Source organism: Providencia sp. PROV129 (genome assembly GCF_028482245.1).
Classification (GTDB): domain Bacteria; phylum Pseudomonadota; class Gammaproteobacteria; order Enterobacterales; family Enterobacteriaceae; genus Providencia; species Providencia vermicola.
In genome coordinates, this window is record NZ_JAMPQD010000011.1 from 13,911 (window position 1) to 34,613 (window position 20,703).

The following is a 20,703-nucleotide window of genomic DNA, read 5'->3' on the forward strand; positions in this document are numbered from 1 at the left end:
TAACACGCAAAAAGGCGCCTGACTTATTAAAATCAAGCGCCTTTTTCGTTTTCTAGCTTGATGTCATTAGTGTTTCACACACATCACATAATACTGCCCATCGATAATTTCGGTTCCTTCGGTTTCATGTTCAAAGCCAGGGAACTCACTATCCCACGCCTGCAGGCTGTGTAAGTAACCGATATGTGGGCTGTTTTTATCCCCAAAACTTTCCCCTGATAGCAACATCGGGATACCTGGTGGATACGGAATAATCGAATTGGCAGCGATACGCCCGGCGAGTTTATCGAGCGGAACTGCTTCCACGCGGTTAGCGACAATTTCTTGGTACGCATCTCGTGGGCTCATCACCACTTCAGGCAATTGTTCATACGCTTGATTCAGCTGCCCAGCAGGGTTATTTTTCTGTAGATAGATAAACATTTTATCGCCTAAGTCACGTAACCCCATGTGACCATATATTTCAGGGGCACTTTCCACCACTTCAGGTAACACCTTTTTCAAACTGGTGTTATTGTCATAGTGGCGTTTAAAGGAGAGTAGCGCATTAACTAAAGTCCCCCACTTCCCTTTAGTGATCCCCATGGAAAACAAGAACATAATCTGGAAATCCGTTGTCCGTGTTGGCACAATCCCATAATGGTTCAACCATGCAGTCACCAGTGCTGCGGGTACGCCAGTGTCTTGCAGTTTGCCATCGTCCCCCATTCCTGGTGATAAAATACTGACTTTAATAGGGTCAAGCATCGCCCAGTTTTCAGGGATATCTTTAAAACCGTGCCATTTATCCTCAGGGTTCATTACCCAGCAGCTCTGCTCTTTCATCAGCAGCTCAACAGGGGCATCTTCAAAAGCATAGCGTTTCCCTGTCGCAGGGTCCTTTACCATTTCCTGATTCCATGGCTTAAAGAACCATTCGTCATCATTGAGAAACTCTTTATACAAATAACCCAATGATTGGCGGAAATCGATAGATTCACGAATAACTTCGTCGGTGAGTGAACGCCCGCTATTACCATCCATCATATCCGCCGCGATATCGTTTGAGGCACAAATGGCATACAGCGGCGAAGTGGTGGCGTGCATATGATAAGCCTGATTAAAGCGATTGAAATCAATCGAGTTACGACCATTTCGGATGTGAATGAATGATGCTTGGGATAACGCATTCAACAACTTATGTGTGGAGTGAGTGGCAAAAATCGTCGGCTCATCGCCATTTCTCGGCTCATCTCGCATAGCAAAGTGGTTATGATAAATCGGATTAAAACGTGCATACCCATACCATGCCTCATCAAAATGAATTCTATCCAATGATTTATCCAGTAAATCTTGAACTTTGCGTGCATGGTAGCAGACACCATCGTAGGTACAGTTAGTGACAACACTATAGGTAGGGCGTTTACCGATTTTGTCCAATGTTAATGGATTCTTAGCGATCTTTTCAGCAATGGCTTCGGGTGTCATCTCTTTCGGATAAATTGGACCGATAATACCATAGCGGTTACGGCTAGGTGTCATATACACAGGTTTAGCCCCTGTCAGGATCAACCCCTGCTCAATCGATTTATGACAATTTCGGTCGATGACGACGACATCATCATCAGTCATGCAAGCTTGCATAATCGTTCGATTGGAACCCGATGTCCCGACAACCACCGAATAAGATTGGTCAGCACCAAAGATACGCGCGGCATTTTTTTCACATTCACCAAATGCCCCTGTATGGTCTAGCAATGAGCCCACTGCAACTCGCTCAATCCCAATATCTGTGCGAAATAAATTCTCACCAAAAAAATCGTGATAAATACGCCCCGCAGGTGTTTTGGTAAAACCAACCCCACCTTGGTGCCCTGGGGCCGCCCACGAATATTCATGTATGTCACTGTATTTAATTAAGCTTTTCATTAATGGCGGCAACAATTGTGCACGATAGCGAATAATCGCCGCAAGTACACGCCCAGCAATAAAGTCGGCTGAATCTTCTAAAATCCAAGCAAATTCATCGACTTGCTCCATCATTTTTCGGTCAAAAGCGGTTAGCGCTTCTTCACGATCGCTCAGTAAAAAAACAGGGACATCTTCTTGTCGACGGTGAAGCTGAGTAATTAATTGATGAGCTTGGGTTTGTTCTTGCTTATCTGACATATCGCGGCCGTATAGCAAGCAATCGATGCTCGTATTTGAACGGATGTAAGCCATCCCATCTTCAAAATCCCGAATAATCACGGTTTCAACATGTTCATCGTTCAATTCACTTGCCAGTCTTGCTACTGCGTGGCTAATAACGGAATCTTCGTCAGTTAACTCAGTATAAACAATGAGTGCTCTCATCAATAATTCCCCTTTGAATATTTCAAATTTAAATACTTATAACTTTAGTCTTAACGCAAATAGGTATGTATTGCAAAGTTATCGATGAGTTATAAGACTAAAGGCTATTCATCTAAATTATTAATTGCCATTCTCGCATTCATAACTAAAGACTTGGCTTTAGCCTCACGTTTTTGTAGCAATGCCATAAAAATGAGGTCGGTTATAGTGTTTTGAGCTGTTCGAGATGAAATAGACGAACTACGCCACTCATCTTCTTCCGCAATACTTTCAATAACGTAATCAGAGAGTTGCGCCAGTGGTGAATGTCGGTCACGCGTTATCGCGATAACCGATGCTCCTTGCTTACGAGCGATATTCGCTGCACTCAGCATGTCTTTTCGCTTGCCCGTAAACGAGATAACAATCTGTACATCATTGGAATTTAACGTTAATGCCGCTGCAATTTGCACATGATGATCAAATTCGACCAAGGTAGTAATCCCAATTTTTTGCAGCTTATAACTTAAATCCTTTGCCGTGAGCCCTGAGCCGCCAATGCCGACTATCTGCACCCGCTGAGATTTATCGATTAACGCAACGACCTTTTCAAACTGCTTGAAATCAATATGCTTTGTTGTCTCTGTTATCGAATGGTTTTTCTCCATCGCAAGCTTTTGCGCCACCACCATCAAATTATCATTCGGTGCAATTCGATTATGCAATGCAGTATGAGCCGTCCCTTCATTAAGTTTCTGGCGCCCAATAATTTCACTTAGCGCCAATTTCAGCGCAGGGTACCCCTTAACGCCCACTTTTTGGCTAAACTTCACAATAGCGGACTGGCTGACATTTAGCTTCTCAGCCAGTTGAGATGAAGACAAACTCAATATATTTTCTGGATTTTCCAGGATAAATTGCGCAATTTTCCGCTGATTTTCTGCTAATCGAGGTAGTGAATACGTAATGACATCCAATAATGTCATAGTGAGCCCCCAAAAGGTGTAAATTTCAAGCCATCAAAAAAATAATAATAATAAATTATTCCAATAAAACTTAATCGATACGTTAAAAATAATCGAATAAATTCAATGAAAAGTGACTCTTTAATTTGAAATAAATGACAAAATATTCCTTTATATTCGCAAGTTAGAATAGATAACACCGTGATTTCAATCACACCAAAGGAATAAATAATTCCATAATATTGGCACAATATCTGATTTAGGAGCTATTTCATGACTATCGACTTAAGCAAAATGGTAACGGAAAGCCGCAATTCCGCAAGTACACATATCGACCAACTTCCTACCTTGCAAATGCTGCAAGTGATTAACAACGAAGATAAACAAGTCCCTTTAGCTGTCGAAAAAGTCTTGCCTGAAATTGCACAGTTAGTTGATAAAGTCGCAGACGCATTTCTAAACGGTGGTCGATTAGTTTACTCGGGCGCTGGTACCTCTGGGCGTTTAGGCATACTTGATGCCAGTGAGTGCCCACCAACTTATGGAACTCCTCATGAGCAAGTCATCGGCCTCATTGCAGGCGGTCACCAAGCCATTTTTCGTGCCGTCGAAAACGCAGAAGATAAACCTGAGTTAGGTGAACAAGACCTGAAAAATATCCAATTTAATGAAAAAGATGTACTCGTTGGTATCGCAGCAAGTGGGCGTACTCCGTATGTGTTAGGCGCTTTAGCTTATGCAGGCTCTGTCGGCGCCACGACAGCAGCCATTAGCTGTAACCCAAATAGCCCCATCGCCAATGCAGCAGATATCGCAATTACCCCTATTGTTGGTCCAGAAGTGGTCACTGGTTCTTCACGAATGAAAGCGGGAACAGCCCAAAAACTAGTGCTGAATATGATCACTACAGGCGCGATGATCCGTATCGGTAAGGTATTTGGCAACTTGATGGTGGATGTTGAAGCCACGAATGCCAAGTTAATTGAAAGACAAACTAAAATTGTTATGGAGGCAACGGACTGTGACCGAACCACAGCTGAAAACGCACTTCAACAATGTGACAGGCACTGTAAGACGGCAATTTTGATGGTGTTATCAGGCTTGAATGCCGATGAGGCTCGTCAGCTGCTCACCAACAATAACGGTTTTATTCGTACAGCACTCAATATGGCATCTTCCGCCTAATACGCGGATTTTAATGAGAAAAATAGTATGGCTAAAATAACAATAGAAATGATGCAGCAGATCCTGCAACAAGTTGGGGGTCGTCGCAATATAAAACTAGCGGGTAACTGCATGACTCGCTTACGACTGACACTCAACAGTGACCAACTCTTCGATAAAGCCGCACTGAAACAAATCCCAGGCGTGCTTGGTGTTATCGAAAGTGACGAGCAGCTACAAATTGTCCTAGGCCCAGGTAAAGCCCAAACCGCCGCGGACTTAATGAACAAAATGCTAGAGGATGAAGAAGATGAGCACGATGAATCACCTCATCAAACTCAAGATTTGAACGAAATTGCCTCTGCCAATAAGCAGCAGTTGAAAAAGAAACAAACTAGCGCGGTACACCGCTTTCTATCAAAGTTTGCCACCATCTTTACTCCCCTAATTCCAGGGTTTATTGGTGCAGGTCTGTTGATGGGGATCGCATCATTACTTGGGTTATTAGTCACCAATGAAAACGTGTTCCCACCAGACTCCCAGCAGCTGGCTTGGTTAAAAAGTGCCATTGCTTACCTAGCCATATTTGGTAAAGGTTTATTTACCTTTATGGGGTTATTAATTGGCTACAACGCCCAAAAAGCCTTTGGTGGAAGTGGCGTTAATGGCGCAATTATTGCCGCCTTATTTATTTTAGGTTACGACCCAGAAGCAACAAAAGGCTTCTATTCGGGGATGTCTAACTTCTTTGGTTGGCACATCGACCCCCGCGGCAACATTATTGGGATTTTAATTGCTTGTATCTTTGGTGCATGGGTTGAAAAACAAGTCCGCAAAATTATTCCATCCAGCCTTGATATTATTCTGACCTCAACTATTACTCTGTTAATTGTCGGTGCAGCAACCTTTATCTTTATCATGCCGATTGGTGTTTGGCTGTTCGATGGAATGTCTTGGTTATTTATGCACTTAAACGGTAACCCGATTGGTACCGCAGTCTTAGCTGGGTTGTTCTTAATTGCGGTCATGTTTGGGGTTCACCAAGGGTTTATCCCTGTTTATGTTGCCTTAGTGGATGCACAAGGGTTTAACTCGCTATTCCCAATACTGGCGATGGCGGGTGCAGGCCAAGTCGGTGCGGCGCTTGCCTTATACGTGAAAGCCAAAAAAGGCTCTGTAACCCGCGGACAAATTGGTGGGGCGCTGTTCCCTGGGTTCTTAGGGATTGGCGAGCCGTTGATTTACGGTGTCACACTCCCTCGCGTCAAACCGTTTGTGACAGCATGTTTAGGTGGCGCAGCAGGAGGGTTCTTTATCGGTGCGGTAGCATGGATGGGTTTGCCCGTAGGTTTAAATACTGTGTTTGGCCCATCTGGATTAATCGCGATCCCCTTAATGACCTCAGGGCAAGGTGTACTCGCAGGGATGGCAGTGTATGCGGGCGGCATACTGGTTTCGTATGTCTGCGGTTTCCTCTTTACTTACCTATTTGGCAGTAAAGGCGTCGATTTAAGTTAATCACTCCCTAAGCAAAAGCCGCATGTAGGTGCGATGCGAGGGAAAAGTTAGCCTAACCATCGAATTACCAACGGGTCACGACCGTACTTTTCATATATAGAGATGCCAAGAAGCTAAATATGATTAGCTTCTTGGCTATAGGCATTACTCTAACCAAATCAATGGTACGCACAGTGCGGTCAGCAATCCCATTGTCCAGTTAAAGATAAACCATGCACGCCGGCTACGAAGAAACAGGCTAATTAACGAGCCAAACCCCATCCAAATAAGCCCTGCCGCCAAATTCACAACCACAAAAGCGATACTCATCATAATAATTGACTGAATGAATAACTCACCAGGTAGACTAAACCCACCAACGGCACCTAAACCCATCATCCATGCTTTTGGGTTTAAAAATTGCAATAAACCGCCTTGATACCAAGTGACGCTTTTTGCCACTTCGCTATTTGCTTTAAGTGGTGCATAATTTGCCGTGGCTGTTTTCCATGCAAGCCACAATAAGTAAATACTGCCCGCAATTTTTAACACGATATGGATCGCAGGATATAGCAGTAAAAGCGCAGCAATCCCAAATGCAGAGAGGTAAAGTATGAGCTGCATACCTAGCATGATCCCAAGGCATAATGTGATAGTACGACGAAAACCATAGTTTGCTGCACTTGAGGTCAACAACATGTTGTTAGGGCCAGGTGTGACTGCGGCAATGAATAGAAATGTAAAAAGTGAAAAAATCAGCCCCAGTGTCATTTATACTTTAATCCTCAAACTCAAATTTGTTTACTTGCATCACAAAAAAATAACAGTATGTTATGTGACTCACAAGAGTCCCCATTAAATAAAATAAGGCTATGTCAGAAAACTTTCGTCCGATAAGTTGGGCTAAGAATCCACACCTCCAAACTTTGTTGCCAAGAATTTTTCGCAGGACACCGAAAATTAAACCTCTTTGGCAGAGACTTGAATTGCCTGATGGCGATTTTATCGATCTTGCTTGGAGCGAAAAACCTGAGCTCGCTGCACATAAGCCGCGTTTAGTTATTTTTCATGGGTTAGAAGGCAATTTTAAAAGCCCTTATGCCCACGGCATGCTAGAAAGCGCACAAAACCAAGGTTGGTTAGGTGTCATCATGCATTTTCGGGGTTGCAGCGGCGAACCGAATCGCCAGCAGCGTATCTATCATTCAGGTGAAACCAGTGATGCACGTTATTTTTTGCGTTGGCTAAAGCACACCTTTGGTGATGCACCAACAGCAGCGGTGGGTTATTCCCTTGGTGGCAATATGTTAGCGTGTTATTTAGCCGAAAGTGGTCAAAATGCAGATGTGGATGCAGGTGTCGTGGTCTCTGCACCGCTCATGTTGGAAGCCTGTTCATTGCGGATGGAAAAAGGGATTTCCCAATTTTATCAACGCTATTTACTCAATGGCTTAAAACGCAATGCGACTCGCAAACTCGTTCGCTATCCAGGTTCATTACCATTAAATCTGTTACAGCTAAAGCAACTTAAACGGATCCGTGAATTTGATGATGTGATCACCGCTCGTATTCATGGCTTTGATGATGCGACGGATTACTATCAAAAATGTAGCGCGCTCCCTAAGCTTGCCTATATCACCAAACCAACGTTAATTATTCATGCCAAAGATGATCCGTTTATGGCGCCAGAAGTAGTTCCTGATCTATCACATTTACCTAAAAATGTGGAGTACCAGATGACGGAACACGGTGGTCATGTGGGCTTTGTGAGTGGCACATTAAGAAAGCCCAAAATGTGGCTAGAAACCCGCATTCCACAATGGCTAATCCCTTATCTAAATAAGGAAAAAAAATGATTATTCCTTGGCAAGAACTTACGCCTGAAACACTGGAAAATCTAATTGAAAGCTATGTGTTACGCGAAGGCACTGACTATGGTGCCCAAGAAAAAAGCCTGCAAGATAAAGTGAACGATGTGAAACGGCAGTTAGTTTCTGGCGAAATTGTGCTAGTCTGGTCAGAATTGCATGAATCCGTTAATTTCATGCCTAAAGCCCGCTAACCCGCTTCGTTCGCTGTTTCTGAAATAGTGGCCATAAGCGCAACACAGGGAGTCCGCTATGTCCAAAAAACACCCGATTATTGCCATCACTGGTTCAAGCGGTGCTGGCACAACGTCAACTAGCCAAGCCTTTCGTAAAATATTCCACCAATTAAATATCCAATCAGCCACACTAGAGGGGGACAGCTTCCACCGTTACACGCGCCCTGAAATGGATATGGCGATTCGCAAAGCCAGAGAGCAAGGCCGCCATATTAGTTATTTTGGTCCAGAAGCCAATGACTTTGCGCTACTTGAGCAAACACTGGTGGATTACGCCAAAACGGGCTGTGGGAAATCGCGTAAATACCTACATACCTATGATGAAGCAGTACCTTATGGCTTACAACCAGGTACGTTCACTCCTTGGGAATCGTTACCTGAAAAAACGGATGTGCTGTTTTATGAAGGCTTACACGGTGGGATTGTGACACCTGAGCACAATGTCGCGCAACATGTTGATTTACTGGTAGGTGTTGTGCCTATTGTGAACTTAGAGTGGATACAAAAACTCATCCGTGACACCACTGAACGTGGGCACTCTAGAGAAGCAGTCATGGATTCGGTGGTACGTTCAATGGGGGATTATATTAACTACATCACACCACAATTTTCCCGTACCCATATTAACTTCCAACGCGTACCTACTGTAGATACCTCAAACCCATTTTCAGCGAAAGCTATTCCTTCACAAGATGAAAGTTTTATTGTTATTCGCTTTCGTGGACTTGAACAGATTGATTTTCCCTATCTACTGTCAATGATATCTGGCTCGTTTATCTCCGCGATGAATACGATTGTCGTGCCAGGGGGGAAATTAGGCTTAGCAATGGAATTAATTATGATGCCAATAGTCGAAAAGCTAATTACTCAGAAACATGACTAAATTGTTTTTTTGATTATTAAATAAGATGCTTACCATTAATTAGAATAAGCATCTTATTTTTAAAATATATCAATAACTATTAAATTTATTTTTAATTTTTAATTTCAAAGCTATGTGTCACTTCGACGGTCTTTTCTAACATCAACGCGACTGAACAATATTTTTCAGCAGAAAGCTGAACTGCACGTTCAACCGCTTTATCCGTTAATTCATTCCCTGTTACAATAAAATGCAAATGGATTTTAACGAAATAACGAGGCGCTTCTTCACGGCGCTGAGAGGTTAATTTCACTTCACAGTCGGTAATATCATTACGGCCTTTTTGTAAGATGGATACCACATCAATTGCACTGCAACCACCTGCAGCCATTAACACCATTTCCATTGGGCTTGGTGCTTTATCGCCTGCATTGCCGTCCATCATCACTTGGTGGCCTGACGCTGACTCACCTAAAAAAGAGAGCCCCTCCACCCATTTAACTCTTGCTTCCATTTTATTCCCCTTGAAATGAAATCGATTTAAAGGCTACATTGTTCCATAGATATAAAGAATGTTATATCAGCTTTATTCTGCTGAAGCGATACAGGGAAGACTTTCTGTATCGGATATGCTACAAACAATACTTAGTTGATAGGATTAAGATCAAAACTCAACGTTTTATTTGATTATATTATAGTGTTGATATCAATTTGTTTACCCTAACCATGAAAAGCGATTGATGCAATGTTGCTCTTCCTGTTATTTAGGGTATATAAGACAAATTAATATGCTAAGCTAGTGACTTTAAAGCCAGCCTTTCTGGTACGCTTTTTCCGGATGGCTGCAATAACATACAGAGGATAACGCTAATGGTTCTCGGCAAGCCACAAACAGACCCTACTCTTGAATGGTTTTTGTCACACTGCCATATTCATAAGTATCCATCCAAGAGCACACTGATCCATCAGGGTGAGAAAGCAGAAACCCTTTACTACATAGTTAAAGGTTCAGTGGCTGTTTTAATCAAAGATGAAGAAGGCAAAGAAATGATCCTCTCCTACCTGAATCAGGGGGATTTCATTGGTGAGCTTGGATTATTTGAAGAAGGGCAAGAACGTACTGCGTGGGTTAGAGCAAAAATCGCCTGCGAAGTTGCTGAAATTTCTTACAAAAAATTCCGTCAATTGATTCAGGTTAATCCTGATATCTTAATGCGCCTTTCCGCGCAAATGGCAAGCCGCCTGCAAACAACGTCAGAAAAAGTGGGCAACCTCGCCTTCTTAGACGTAACAGGCCGTATTGCACAAACGCTACTGAATTTAGCCAAACAACCTGATGCCATGACACATCCAGATGGGATGCAAATCAAAATCACCCGTCAGGAGATTGGCCAAATCGTTGGTTGTTCCCGTGAAACTGTCGGCCGTATTTTGAAAATGCTGGAAGATCAAAACTTAATCTCCGCGCATGGTAAAACCATTGTTGTTTACGGTACTCGATAACTAACCTTTCGCCTCACTCCCTTGGTGGGGCGCACACTTTCGAATAGCGTTATATCATGAGTATAACGCTATTCCTCCAGAATACGATTGTTTTGTATATCATTTTTTAATGAGTATCGTTTCTTTATATTTTCTCTTTTTAGCTACCTATAAAATAATAATTATAATATTAATAGGGAGTTATGTTCATGAAAGTTACACTGAGCAAGTTATCAGGTCATTCCGAAATTTTTAAAAATATTAGTAATTCCGATGATTTCATAAAAAAAATTTTCACCGTGACTACAACATCGAGAAAAGAACCATTTTCCGCTCATCGACAATTCAAACCATCACATACTTGTAGCCTAGAAAGTATTGATTCTGCTTATGAAAGTGATTCAGAAGATGTAAATGATACTAAATTATTAAGCGCTGACGAGTTTAAATATAAAGTTAATCAATTGAAAGGTAATTTATATAAATTTTACGCATCTACTTTTTATAATGAGCAAGATGCCGATTCGCTAATAAAAGAAAATCAGACTGTATTTGACGAATTTAACAATGCTGATAAAGAAATATATGGATATGCCAATTTTTTGTACCGATACGTTAAAATCCCAGGGATTAACATCAAAAATTCAGAAATAAAAGATGAAATCATAAGAAACTATCATCAGCCAAAGCAACTAGAAAATAAAAACGGCACTAAAATCCCTTTAATAATTAGAATAAACAAAAAAAATATCAATAATATTGACTTATCTTTAGAACCAATTAAGAAAAAAACAACGGACTTTTCTCAGAAAAAAATTGCATATGTACACGATAAAGTCACTGACAACAGCCAATATAACTCTAAAGCCATCCCTTTACCTAAAAGCACTTTTGAGTTTAAGGGAAATATACTACAAACAAAAACCTCAGCATTAAGAACACAATATATCAAACAACATTACAAGCTATCTAACAAACCTACGCCATTAGACTATAAAAAACAAAAAAATAGGAATATCAATTCAATTAAAACCTCTGACTTAATAAAAATAAGCAATAGTATTAAAAAAGAACAAAGACTAACAATGGAAATGGATGCACTTAAAGATAATATCATTAAAATACAAAATCAAATTAATGTTAATGATAACTTATTGAAAGAACTAAAAAAAATAAACCATTGAGTAAAACACCTTTTGCATTTATTTAAAACCATCATTACATTAATAATTAATTACATCTTATGATGCATAATCACAATGCCATAAGACAAAACCAAAATATTGAATAAATTAATTCTTCAACATTAAGAATGAATATTTATTTAGCAAATTACTTCTTAGCATTAATATAGGATATGACTATGAAAACTAACACCCTAAACAATACCATAACTAGCTCGCTATACAGAAAAAGTTCATCAACTGGGGCAATGAGAGAACCCCCTAGTATTATACAGAAAATTAAAAATATGAAAGTAAATAATCCTTTCTCATTTTTTCGTTTTAACCCAAAAAATACGGAATCAACATTTCATATTAACTTAACCGTAGTTAGTTCAAAGGAAAGTAATTTAAATTTATTTAATAAATTAAACTCAAACAAAAAAACAATATTTTCCCTCGAAAATAAGCTAATAGAAAAATCATTTAATATCCCACAATTCATTAAGGATTTAAAAAATAAAATAGAAAACTCCATTGATAATTTATTAGATAAGAATAAATTTTTTAGCGAAAATCCAGCTACAGATGAAATCATAGAAACACAAAATGAAACAATAGGCTACCTTAAACATTACCTAGATTTATTAGACAAAAGTGAAAAATTGACAAATAAACACGAAGAGCTAAAAAATGAAATTGATGATCTGAAATCATCCATAAGATATGAATCAAAAACAAGAGGAATTTCACATTTAAAAAAAGAAAGTAAATACTTAGCCTCATTAGAAAAAGAAATATCAATAGAAAATGATATAGAAGAAAAAAATGAAAAAATTGAAGAGTTAATTAAAATACAAAGCTCAGTAAGGACTTTATTGAGCAATGAGTTAAAAGATATAAAAAATAAAGTTCACAATATTACACTGGATAAAAATGCTCTAGGAAAAAATATTTTCGCCCTAAAAAAAACAATAACTAGTGAACCTTTAATTACTTATGATGAAGATAATACGCCTATATACCATAATGAATCTCACAACTTTGACTTTGACGATTTTTTTGAAAAGAAACCAGAAGTAGAGAACAAAAAAAATAATAAAAATATTGATAATTTAATATTTGAAAATGAGTCATTATATAATTTAATAGAAGAGTTAGCTAATGATAACCTTGATTATAGAGGTTTAGTCCAAGACTTAAGAATTAATAATAATAATAATAACCATAAAATTAGAGCGCTACAGGAGAAGCTTGCCAATAGAGCACCATCGATAGCCTCAATTAGTCTCACCTCGTTATCTTCTGGCTACTATTCTGATAATGAAGGTAATAACCTTACACCAGACACTAAGGTTAATGAGGAAAAAATAGCTCAAAAAGAAGAGACACTAAAAAATAAATATCCTTTAGCCAATAATAAAGGAATAAAAAAATACTCGCATACACATAAAGTTCAATGCCTAGCTGCTGGAATACCAATTAATAGCTCAAAAGAGCAATTACAAGCACGGTTAGAAGCCCAAGCTGAGATGAAAAAAATACTATTGTCAGCTCAATAATCGTTATAAAAACAATATTTTCAATAAGTTGCAGAAATCATTCTGCAACTTATCTATCCGTTATTTCAACAACTTCCCAATCGCCGTCTCTAATTTTGCCATACCACTGTTAATTTCTTCTTCAGAAATAATCAGTGAAGGTGTAAAACGCAGTACATTAGTGCCAGCGTTTAACATCATTAGCCCTTCTACTGCACTGGCTTGTAAGATATCTTTCGAACGGTTGAGTAACCTGCCGTCTAACTCAGCACCGATTAATAACCCCATTCCTCTGATTTCAGAAAAAATGTTATATTTATCATTCAGCTTATTTAAATGTGCAACAAATAGCTCGCGACGTTTTTCGACACCGTTTAACACTTCTTCGGTATTAATAATATCAAATGCCGCATTACCCACCGCACAAGCTAATGGATTACCACCATAAGTCGTACCATGAGAACCGACTTCCATGGTTTTCGCGATTTCTTCTGTGGTGATCATTGCACTAATTGGAAAACCACCGCCCAATGCTTTTGCCGTGGTTAAAATATCAGGTGTCACACCATAGTGCATATAAGAAAATAATTTGCCTGTGCGCCCCATTCCACTTTGTACTTCATCGAAAATTAATAAGGCGTTATTTTCATCACACAGCTTACGAACACCTTGCAGAAATTCTGACGTAGCGGCAGTGACGCCACCTTCGCCTTGTACGGGCTCTAAAACAACCGCACAAGTGTTCTCATCGATCACCGCTTTAACTGCATCAAGGTCGTTAAAAGGTACATGGATAATGTCCGCAGGCTTTGGCCCAAAACCGTCTGCGTATTTAGCTTGCCCACCAACCGAAACGGTAAATAGTGTGCGGCCATGGAACCCCTGCTTGAATGCAATGATTTTGGTTTTATAAGGACTGTATTTTGTGATGGCATAACGACGCGCTAGCTTAAAAGCCGCTTCATTGGCTTCTGAACCTGAGTTCACAAAAAATGCGCGATCGGCAAATGTCGCTTGAGTGATCTTTTGCGCGAGTTTAAGTGCTTGTTCATTGGTAAAGATATTACTGACATGCCAGAGTTTTTCACTTTGCTCGCGGACTGCTGCGACTAAACTTGGATGGCAATGCCCTAACGCTAAAACGGCTATTCCCCCTGCAAAATCAATGTATTCTTTGCCCTGCTGATCCCAAACTCGGCTTCCTTCGCCTTTTACTGGAATAAACTCAGCGGGCGAAAATATAGGCAACATGACTTGGTCAAAAGTCTGCCGATTTACTGATTGTTGTTCTGTCATACCCCTCACCTGCTCTAACTGGATGCTTAAGTGAAAATATAAGCATCAAATATGAATAAAAAATCACAAAAGAGCAATAGGCAAGGGGGAAATATGCATAATTAATTTATTATTAGTAATATTGCCAGACTAATACTTTAAAAAGTTGTTCAATAACTCATGGCCTTGTTCACTCAAAATGCTTTCAGGGTGAAACTGAACGCCTTCGATTGGTAAGGTTTTGTGCCGTATTCCCATGATTTCATCTACATCACCGTTATTCAGTGACCATGCTGATACATCAAAAGAAACAGGAAGTGTCTCTGCTGCAATAACGAGAGAATGATAACGAGTGACCGTCAACGGGCGGTTCAAACCTTTAAACACACCTTGATGGTTATGATGAATTGCGGATGTTTTTCCGTGCATCACTTCACGGGCTTTGACGACTGATGCGCCAAAAGCTTGCCCTATAGCTTGGTGGCCAAGGCAAATCCCCAAAATAGGCAATTTCCCCGCAAAATACTTTATCGCCTCAAGGGAGATCCCAGCTTCATCTGGTGTACATGGCCCAGGTGAAATCACCAGATGCGTAGGCGAAAGCTGTTCAATTTCTTCGATGGTAATTTCGTCATTACGTTTTACAACAACCTCAGCACCTAACTCACAAAAGTACTGGTAAAGGTTGTAAGTAAATGAATCGTAATTATCAATAAGTAGAAGCATAGTAGCCTATCCGACTGATTTTTATCATTATATATTATATCCCATGCATATTTTTCGGATATTGACAATCAGAACGATGATTAAAACACCACGAAAAATAACAAAGGGCGGCTATCATAGCACAGCCTAAGCAAGAAAATAGCCTATTTAAGTCAAGGAATGCTTTTTATCCATAAAAATTTCCATATAAAAATCATGGAATTATATTTACACCAACATAACAATTTCATAATGAGATTAAGAATTACTTTAAATACAAGGGAGTAAAAGTATTGACTAAAACGGTGAAATTCAGACAAACTTTTCGTGGATTTAATAGACAAAAATTAAATTAGAGCCAAAATTAGCACTAAAAATAGAGCTAAAAGCAAATTTAAAAAAAATCCTGCAGCGGTGATGAAAGAACCGACTTTCACTACAGCATAATTGCTATAAAATTAAGCTCAAGAATGATGCGTATCGTCTTGTTCATACAGTGAAAAGTGATAATTCCAGTGATATTAATGTCACCGTAACCATTATTGCGGTAGATAGGCGTGATGAAATGTATAGCGAACTTAAAAAACGGCTTTTTGAGTAGTAAAAGTGGGTAAACTCATCCGCTTACCCACTAAACAGCATTAAGGCTTTTTAATCACTTCAGCTGAAATAATTGTAATTGGCTCTACGGGAACATTTTGGTATGGGCCGACATTCTCCGTTTTCACTTTAGAGATTTTATCTGCAACATCCATGCCTTTAACAACTTTACCAAACACGGCGTAACCAAAGTCACGTTGACCGTGGTCTAAAAATGCATTATCTGCAACATTAATAAAGAACTGGCTTGTTGCGCTGTCTTTATTTGCTGTACGGGCCATTGAAATGGTACCACGTAAGTTACGCAAGCCATTATCCGCTTCATTTTTGATAGGTGCGCGAGTTTGTTTTTGCTGTAAATCTTTATCGAAACCGCCACCTTGGATCATAAAACCAGGAATAACACGGTGGAAGGTTGTTCCGTTGTAATAACCTTCATTAACATATTGGACAAAGTTTTCTGTCGTCACTGGTGCTTTCTTACTGTTCAATTCTAGTTCAATATTACCCGCAGACGTGACTAATTTGATGTAAGTCTCACCCGCCGATAATGCAAAAGAGGAGGCGCTCATTGCGCAGACGGCCAAAAGTGGCACAAAAATTCGTTTTAACATGTAAGATCCCTTTCGTTATGACATATTACAACTGCAGTTAGGCAATTCTAGAGCGAAGCCATCAAGATTGCTAAAGATTTACCTATATTTACGCCAAAAGCTTGAAAATCACAAATTGCGTTAGATTGTAGGCCAATTTCGATAAAAAACGTCGAGAATTGTGATTATTTCTCCATTGCCTACTTTTTCTACTCTTATCTGGTCATTCATTATAGGATTACCCAAGCGCGGGTAATATTTCGAGTTGTCGGAAGAGGCCAAGCAAAGCTATAATCCCCCCGCCTTTTGAGGCTAACTCAGGGAGAACGACAAATGGCAATTAAGAATCATAACTATCAGATGGCAAAATTTGTCATCAGTGCACCCGATATTCGTCATCTACCCAAAGATACGGGTATTGAAGTGGCTTTTGCTGGCCGCTCAAATGCAGGTAAATCCAGTGCGTTAAACGCATTAACACAGCAAAAAAGCTTAGCACGTACCAGTAAAACACCTGGAAGAACTCAGCTCATCAACCTATTTGAAGTTGAAGAAGGTGTACGTCTTGTTGATCTTCCAGGCTATGGTTATGCCGAAGTTCCCGAAGAAATGAAACGCAAATGGCAACAAGCACTTGGCGAATATCTGCAAAAAAGAGAGTGCATTAAAGGCCTCGTCGTTTTAATGGATATCCGTCATCCGCTAAAAGATCTCGATATGCAGATGATTGAATGGTCTGTCGCGATGAATGTGCCAGTCTTAGTCTTGCTGACAAAAGCCGATAAGCTGGCATCAGGCGCAAGAAAGAAACAGCTTACAGAAGTGCGTGAAGCGCTGGCACCATTAGAAGGGGATATTGAGGTTGAATATTTCTCTGCACTGAAAAAGATTGGTGTTGATAAACTGCGAATTAAGCTAGATAGCTGGTATAACACGCCAGCGTAACCGACCAAACAAGTGAGTCACTGATGGCTCACTAACCTGCCTCAAATCTAATTGCCTGAATTTTAGATAAAAAAATGCTCCAGTCAAAAACTTTGACTGGAGCAGCTAATATTCAGCTAAATCCGATTACGTGAAGTAAAAGGTCTGAAAGATAGAACATCTTACCTCTGTACCCTACGCCTATTAATGTACTTTATTTTTCGCTCGAAAAAAAGTCTTTTTGTAGTTTTTTTTCAAAGCTTACTACGATTCAGCTACCCATATATTCAAATCAAGATAAAAAATCGTATTTTTATTACATATTTATGAGAGCTACATCGCATAAATATGTCATTTATTTTTAATTTTTCAAGTTAAAATTCAGTGAATTATCGAGTAATTATGTTCAATTTGCAGTCAATAATACCAAACGCATAACTACCCGAAACGTATTCATAAAAAAGCGCCTAATAAAATTTCATTAGGCGCTTCTCAACTTTAAGCTCATCAAAAACTAGTGGGCTTCATCCCAGTTATTCCCGATACCAACTTCCACTTTGAGCGGTACATCAAGCTTCAAGCTTTGCTCCATCAGGGCTTGTACCTGAGCTTGAACACGCTCTAACTCAGACTCTTTGACCTCAAAAACCAATTCATCGTGTACTTGCATTAACATATCTGCTTGTGGTTTTTCCGTTTGTAGCCAGTTATCGACAGCAATCATCGCTTTTTTGATGATGTCAGCTGCAGTGCCTTGCATTGGAGCATTGATCGCTTCACGCTCTGCGGCCTTACGACGCATACCGTTGCTGGATTTTATATCTGCTAAATATAATCGACGCCCTTCTAAGGTTTCAACATAACCCTGTTCAGATGCCTGTAAACGCGTATTTTCCATATAACGTAGAACACCTGGATAACGTTCAAAATATAAATCCATATAACGCTGAGCTTCACCCCGCGGGATGCCTAACTGACGCGCTAAACCAAAAGCACTCATACCGTAAATCAAGCCAAAGTTAATTGCTTTTGCACTGCGACGTTGATCGCTAGTCACTTCATCAAGAGGAATACCAAACACCTCTGCTGCCGTTGCTTTATGAATATCTTTCCCTTCTGCGAACGCGGTAAGTAAGCCTTTATCCTGAGATAAATGCGCCATAATACGTAATTCAATTTGTGAATAGTCAGCCGCCATGACTTTATAACCATCACGCGCCACAAACGCTTGGCGAATTCGCCGCCCTTCTTCTGTTCTTACAGGAATATTTTGTAAGTTAGGATCTCGTGAAGATAAACGCCCTGTTGCCGTAACCGCTTGATGATAAGAAGTATGAACGCGGCCAGTACGCGGGTTAATCATGAGTGGCAGCTTATCTGTGTAGGTCGACTTCAGTTTGGCTAAGCTTCTGTGCTCCAAAAGCAATTTAGGCAACGCATGGTTAAGCGCTAGCTCTTCCAATACCTCTTCATTCGTTGATGCTGCACCACTTGGCGTTTTCTTAATCACGGGTAATTGCAGTTTTTCAAATAAAATAGTCTGCAACTGTTTTGGTGATGCAAGATTAAACTCTTCGCCCGCCAGTTCAAACGCTTCTTTTTCCAATTCAGCTAAACGCGCCGTGATCACTTTGGATTGTGCTGCCAGTGTCGCTGCATTAATTAATACCCCTTTGCGCTCCATGCGAACTAACACAGGCACCAGCGGCATTTCGATATTTTCAAAAATGTGCTTCAGTTTTGGCTCCGCTTCTACCTGCGGATAAAGTGCTTGATGCAGCAACAAGGTGACATCAGCGTCTTCAGCTGCATAATTCGCGGCTTCTTCTAGCGCAATCTGATTAAACGTCAGCTGCTTTTTACCTTTACCTGCAATCTCTTCAAAACTGACCGTTTTATGGTTAAGGTGGCGTTCTGCAAGGCTATCCATATCATGACGTCCCATACCTGCCACACTATTTAATACATAGGATTCCAGCATGGTATCATAGCCAATACCTTTTAATTCAATGCCATAGTTTTCTAAAACTTCCGCGTCATATTTCAGGTTTTGACCAATTTTGAGAATTTTTTCGCTCTCAAGAATCGGTTTCATCGCTTGAAGGACTTCATCAAGCGGTAACTGAGCGGGTGCATCAAGGTAATCGTGGCCTAAAGGCAAATAGGCCGCATGACCCGCTTCAATCGCAAATGACATGCCGACCAAACGCGCTTCTTGCGTGTCTAAGCTGTCAGTTTCGGTATCAAAAGCAAATAAAGAGGCGGCGCTCAGTTTTTCAATCCAGCGGTCTAAATCGGCTTTTTCTAAAATGGTTTGGTAATTTTCAGCACTCAGTGTTGGTGTTGCAGGGGCCGCGGCTTTTACTGGTGCCGTCGCAGGCGTTGGAGCCGCTTTATTACTGACACCTTTGCCATCCATCCAAGAGCCGTTTTCAACATCCGCTAACCAACGTTTAAATTCATAGCGGCTAAATAATTGATGAAGCTTATCTGCATCAATTTCAGTCACTTGTAATTCTTCACATCTTTTATCTAGCTCTACATCGGTTTTGATCGTCGCCAGTTGGTAGGATAAAAACGCAAGTTCACGGTTTTCCGCCATTTTAGGGGCTAACGTTTTTGAACCTCTAAAACCTAATGGCGCGATAGCATCAAGGTCGTTGTAAATGGCGTCTAAACTACCAATACCTTGTAACAGTGCTAATGCCGTTTTTTCGCCAACACCCGGTACACCCGGAATGTTATCTGACGAGTCACCCATCAATGCGAGGAAATCAATAATAAGCTCAGGAGGAACACCATACTTATCTTTGACTTCATCAGGGCCTAAGATGGTGTTGTTCATGGTATTGATCAGTGTGATATTTGGCTCAACCAATTGCGCCATATCTTTATCACCCGTACTAATCAAAACAGGCATACCTTTACGGCTCGCCTCACGGGCTAACGTCCCGATAACATCATCAGCCTCTACGCCTGAAACAACCAGCAACGGTAACCCCATCGCCTCAACCATTTCATGTAATGGCGCTATTTGTGCCCGCAAGTCATCAGGCATCGGTGGGCGGTGAGATTTATAACTTTCGAATAATTCATCACGAAACGTTTTTCCCTTCGCATCGAAGACAACCGCGACATGGCTAGGCTTATATTGCAGCATTAAACTGCGCAACATATTGAGCACACCATACATGGCACCTGTAGGCTCACCTGCGCTGTTTGTAAGCGGAGGGAATGCATGATAAGCACGGTATAGGTAGGAAGAACCATCAACCAAAATAAGGGGGTTTTCTGCAATCTGAGCCATAGTCTGTCATCATCTTGTTAATCGGGAATGAAGAGCCATAGGATGCCATAATGTGGCTTAGGATACATCCCAAGTTTTACATTACGCCAACCCTCTGCCGAAATTCTGTTGAAATCGCGACCAATTTCAAACAAATGATCGCTAATTCAAGCCAACGAAGTGATTATTCACCCCATGGCTAATCACACTACGTAATGGAATATCCTGT

18 protein-coding genes are annotated in these 20,703 nt (G+C 40.4%); 9 read left to right on the forward strand and 9 right to left on the reverse strand.

The window, feature by feature from the left end; genetic code table 11:
- Window positions 1-66: 66 nt before the first annotated feature.
- Both adiA and PSF27_RS08205 read right to left on the reverse strand, forming a co-directional pair.
- Window positions 67-2,334 (reverse strand): arginine decarboxylase, encoded by a 2,268-nt coding sequence (gene adiA / locus PSF27_RS08200; protein ID WP_206084812.1) that lies wholly within the window; start codon window positions 2,332-2,334, stop codon window positions 67-69.
- A 104-nt stretch (window positions 2,335-2,438) separates the two neighbouring features.
- Window positions 2,439-3,299, reverse strand: coding sequence for a MurR/RpiR family transcriptional regulator (locus tag PSF27_RS08205; protein ID WP_206084813.1), 861 nt, complete (start codon window positions 3,297-3,299; stop codon window positions 2,439-2,441).
- A gap of 252 nt (window positions 3,300-3,551) precedes the next feature.
- Between PSF27_RS08205 and murQ the strand changes: the two genes are divergently transcribed.
- Both murQ and murP read left to right on the forward strand, forming a co-directional pair.
- The gene (gene murQ, locus PSF27_RS08210; protein WP_206084814.1) at window positions 3,552-4,463 is read left to right on the forward strand and encodes an N-acetylmuramic acid 6-phosphate etherase; all 912 of its coding nucleotides are present in this window, start codon (window positions 3,552-3,554) and stop codon (window positions 4,461-4,463) included.
- A 27-nt stretch (window positions 4,464-4,490) separates the two neighbouring features.
- Window positions 4,491-5,960, forward strand: a complete 1,470-nt coding sequence (gene murP, locus PSF27_RS08215; RefSeq protein ID WP_272681256.1) for a PTS N-acetylmuramic acid transporter subunit IIBC — start codon at window positions 4,491-4,493, stop codon at window positions 5,958-5,960.
- A 144-nt stretch (window positions 5,961-6,104) separates the two neighbouring features.
- Here the strand turns inward: murP and PSF27_RS08220 are convergent, their stop codons facing one another.
- Entirely contained in the window at window positions 6,105-6,710 is a 606-nt protein-coding gene (locus PSF27_RS08220) for a LysE family translocator (RefSeq protein WP_272681257.1), read from the reverse strand.
- Between the two features lie 101 nt (window positions 6,711-6,811).
- On the opposite strand from PSF27_RS08220, the gene PSF27_RS08225 reads away from it, so the two are divergent.
- From PSF27_RS08225 to PSF27_RS08235, 3 genes are read left to right on the forward strand one after another with little or no spacing between them, the layout of a single operon-like run.
- Window positions 6,812-7,795, forward strand: a complete 984-nt coding sequence (locus PSF27_RS08225; protein ID WP_206084817.1) for a hydrolase — start codon at window positions 6,812-6,814, stop codon at window positions 7,793-7,795.
- Window positions 7,792-8,001, forward strand: coding sequence for a YheU family protein (locus tag PSF27_RS08230; protein WP_206084818.1), 210 nt, complete (start codon window positions 7,792-7,794; stop codon window positions 7,999-8,001). Before PSF27_RS08225 ends, PSF27_RS08230 begins: the two co-directional genes overlap by 4 nt.
- 58 nt (window positions 8,002-8,059) lie before the next feature.
- Window positions 8,060-8,926 carry a phosphoribulokinase gene (locus PSF27_RS08235; protein WP_206084819.1) on the forward strand — a complete coding sequence of 289 codons (867 nt, stop codon included), beginning with the start codon at window positions 8,060-8,062 and terminating at the stop codon, window positions 8,924-8,926.
- Between the two features lie 91 nt (window positions 8,927-9,017).
- Here PSF27_RS08235 and PSF27_RS08240 read toward each other — a convergent pair whose 3' ends face one another.
- Window positions 9,018-9,419, reverse strand: coding sequence for an OsmC family protein (locus PSF27_RS08240; RefSeq protein ID WP_206084820.1), 402 nt, complete (start codon window positions 9,417-9,419; stop codon window positions 9,018-9,020).
- Between the two features lie 356 nt (window positions 9,420-9,775).
- Here PSF27_RS08240 and crp point away from each other — a divergent pair, with 356 nt between their 5' ends.
- The 3 genes from crp (at window position 9,776) to PSF27_RS08255 (ending at window position 13,112) form a co-directional block, all read left to right on the forward strand.
- Window positions 9,776-10,408 (forward strand): cAMP-activated global transcriptional regulator CRP, encoded by a 633-nt coding sequence (gene crp / locus PSF27_RS08245; RefSeq protein WP_004262556.1) that lies wholly within the window; start codon window positions 9,776-9,778, stop codon window positions 10,406-10,408.
- Window positions 10,409-10,596: 188 nt separating this feature from the next.
- Window positions 10,597-11,571, forward strand: a complete 975-nt coding sequence (locus PSF27_RS08250; RefSeq protein WP_272681258.1) for a hypothetical protein — start codon at window positions 10,597-10,599, stop codon at window positions 11,569-11,571.
- A gap of 179 nt (window positions 11,572-11,750) precedes the next feature.
- Window positions 11,751-13,112, forward strand: a complete 1,362-nt coding sequence (locus tag PSF27_RS08255; protein ID WP_272681259.1) for a hypothetical protein — start codon at window positions 11,751-11,753, stop codon at window positions 13,110-13,112.
- A 60-nt stretch (window positions 13,113-13,172) separates the two neighbouring features.
- Here PSF27_RS08255 and PSF27_RS08260 read toward each other — a convergent pair whose 3' ends face one another.
- The 3 genes from PSF27_RS08260 to ppiA all read right to left on the reverse strand — a co-directional run bounded on the left by PSF27_RS08260 (window position 13,173) and on the right by ppiA (window position 16,285).
- Window positions 13,173-14,387 carry an aspartate aminotransferase family protein gene (locus tag PSF27_RS08260; protein ID WP_272681260.1) on the reverse strand — a complete coding sequence of 405 codons (1,215 nt, stop codon included), beginning with the start codon at window positions 14,385-14,387 and terminating at the stop codon, window positions 13,173-13,175.
- Between the two features lie 129 nt (window positions 14,388-14,516).
- Entirely contained in the window at window positions 14,517-15,092 is a 576-nt protein-coding gene (locus PSF27_RS08265) for an aminodeoxychorismate synthase component II (protein ID WP_004265957.1), read from the reverse strand.
- A gap of 620 nt (window positions 15,093-15,712) precedes the next feature.
- On the reverse strand, window positions 15,713-16,285 hold the full coding sequence (gene ppiA / locus PSF27_RS08270) for a peptidylprolyl isomerase A (RefSeq protein WP_206084824.1): 573 nt from the start codon (window positions 16,283-16,285) through the stop codon (window positions 15,713-15,715).
- 312 nt (window positions 16,286-16,597) lie between these two features.
- On the opposite strand from ppiA, the gene yihA reads away from it, so the two are divergent.
- Window positions 16,598-17,209 carry a ribosome biogenesis GTP-binding protein YihA/YsxC gene (gene yihA, locus PSF27_RS08275; protein WP_206084825.1) on the forward strand — a complete coding sequence of 204 codons (612 nt, stop codon included), beginning with the start codon at window positions 16,598-16,600 and terminating at the stop codon, window positions 17,207-17,209.
- Window positions 17,210-17,321: 112 nt separating this feature from the next.
- Here yihA and PSF27_RS21210 read toward each other — a convergent pair whose 3' ends face one another.
- Complete coding sequence (locus PSF27_RS21210) at window positions 17,322-17,369, reverse strand: hypothetical protein (RefSeq protein WP_438361642.1); 48 nt, start codon at window positions 17,367-17,369, stop codon at window positions 17,322-17,324.
- 333 nt (window positions 17,370-17,702) lie between these two features.
- On the reverse strand, window positions 17,703-20,495 hold the full coding sequence (gene polA / locus PSF27_RS08280) for a DNA polymerase I (RefSeq protein ID WP_272681261.1): 2,793 nt from the start codon (window positions 20,493-20,495) through the stop codon (window positions 17,703-17,705).
- Between the last annotated feature and the right edge of the window lie 208 nt (window positions 20,496-20,703).

Bases quoted from the DNA above. Each gene is read 5' to 3' on its own strand.
- crp (WP_004262556.1), top strand. From the start codon at position 9,776: ATGGTTCTCGGCAAGCCACAAACAGACCCTACTCTTGAATGGTTTTTG.
- PSF27_RS08250 (WP_272681258.1), top strand. From the start codon at position 10,597: ATGAAAGTTACACTGAGCAAGTTATCAGGTCATTCCGAAATTTTTAAA.
- PSF27_RS08235 (WP_206084819.1), top strand. From the start codon at position 8,060: ATGTCCAAAAAACACCCGATTATTGCCATCACTGGTTCAAGCGGTGCT.
- polA (WP_272681261.1), bottom strand. From the start codon at position 20,495: ATGGCTCAGATTGCAGAAAACCCCCTTATTTTGGTTGATGGTTCTTCC.
- murQ (WP_206084814.1), top strand. From the start codon at position 3,552: ATGACTATCGACTTAAGCAAAATGGTAACGGAAAGCCGCAATTCCGCA.
- PSF27_RS08225 (WP_206084817.1), top strand. From the start codon at position 6,812: ATGTCAGAAAACTTTCGTCCGATAAGTTGGGCTAAGAATCCACACCTC.
- PSF27_RS08220 (WP_272681257.1), bottom strand. From the start codon at position 6,710: ATGACACTGGGGCTGATTTTTTCACTTTTTACATTTCTATTCATTGCC.
- PSF27_RS08205 (WP_206084813.1), bottom strand. From the start codon at position 3,299: ATGACATTATTGGATGTCATTACGTATTCACTACCTCGATTAGCAGAA.
- ppiA (WP_206084824.1), bottom strand. From the start codon at position 16,285: ATGTTAAAACGAATTTTTGTGCCACTTTTGGCCGTCTGCGCAATGAGC.
- yihA (WP_206084825.1), top strand. From the start codon at position 16,598: ATGGCAATTAAGAATCATAACTATCAGATGGCAAAATTTGTCATCAGT.
- PSF27_RS08240 (WP_206084820.1), bottom strand. From the start codon at position 9,419: ATGGAAGCAAGAGTTAAATGGGTGGAGGGGCTCTCTTTTTTAGGTGAG.
- PSF27_RS08255 (WP_272681259.1), top strand. From the start codon at position 11,751: ATGAAAACTAACACCCTAAACAATACCATAACTAGCTCGCTATACAGA.
- adiA (WP_206084812.1), bottom strand. From the start codon at position 2,334: ATGAGAGCACTCATTGTTTATACTGAGTTAACTGACGAAGATTCCGTT.
- PSF27_RS08230 (WP_206084818.1), top strand. From the start codon at position 7,792: ATGATTATTCCTTGGCAAGAACTTACGCCTGAAACACTGGAAAATCTA.
- PSF27_RS08260 (WP_272681260.1), bottom strand. From the start codon at position 14,387: ATGACAGAACAACAATCAGTAAATCGGCAGACTTTTGACCAAGTCATG.
- PSF27_RS08265 (WP_004265957.1), bottom strand. From the start codon at position 15,092: ATGCTTCTACTTATTGATAATTACGATTCATTTACTTACAACCTTTAC.
- murP (WP_272681256.1), top strand. From the start codon at position 4,491: ATGGCTAAAATAACAATAGAAATGATGCAGCAGATCCTGCAACAAGTT.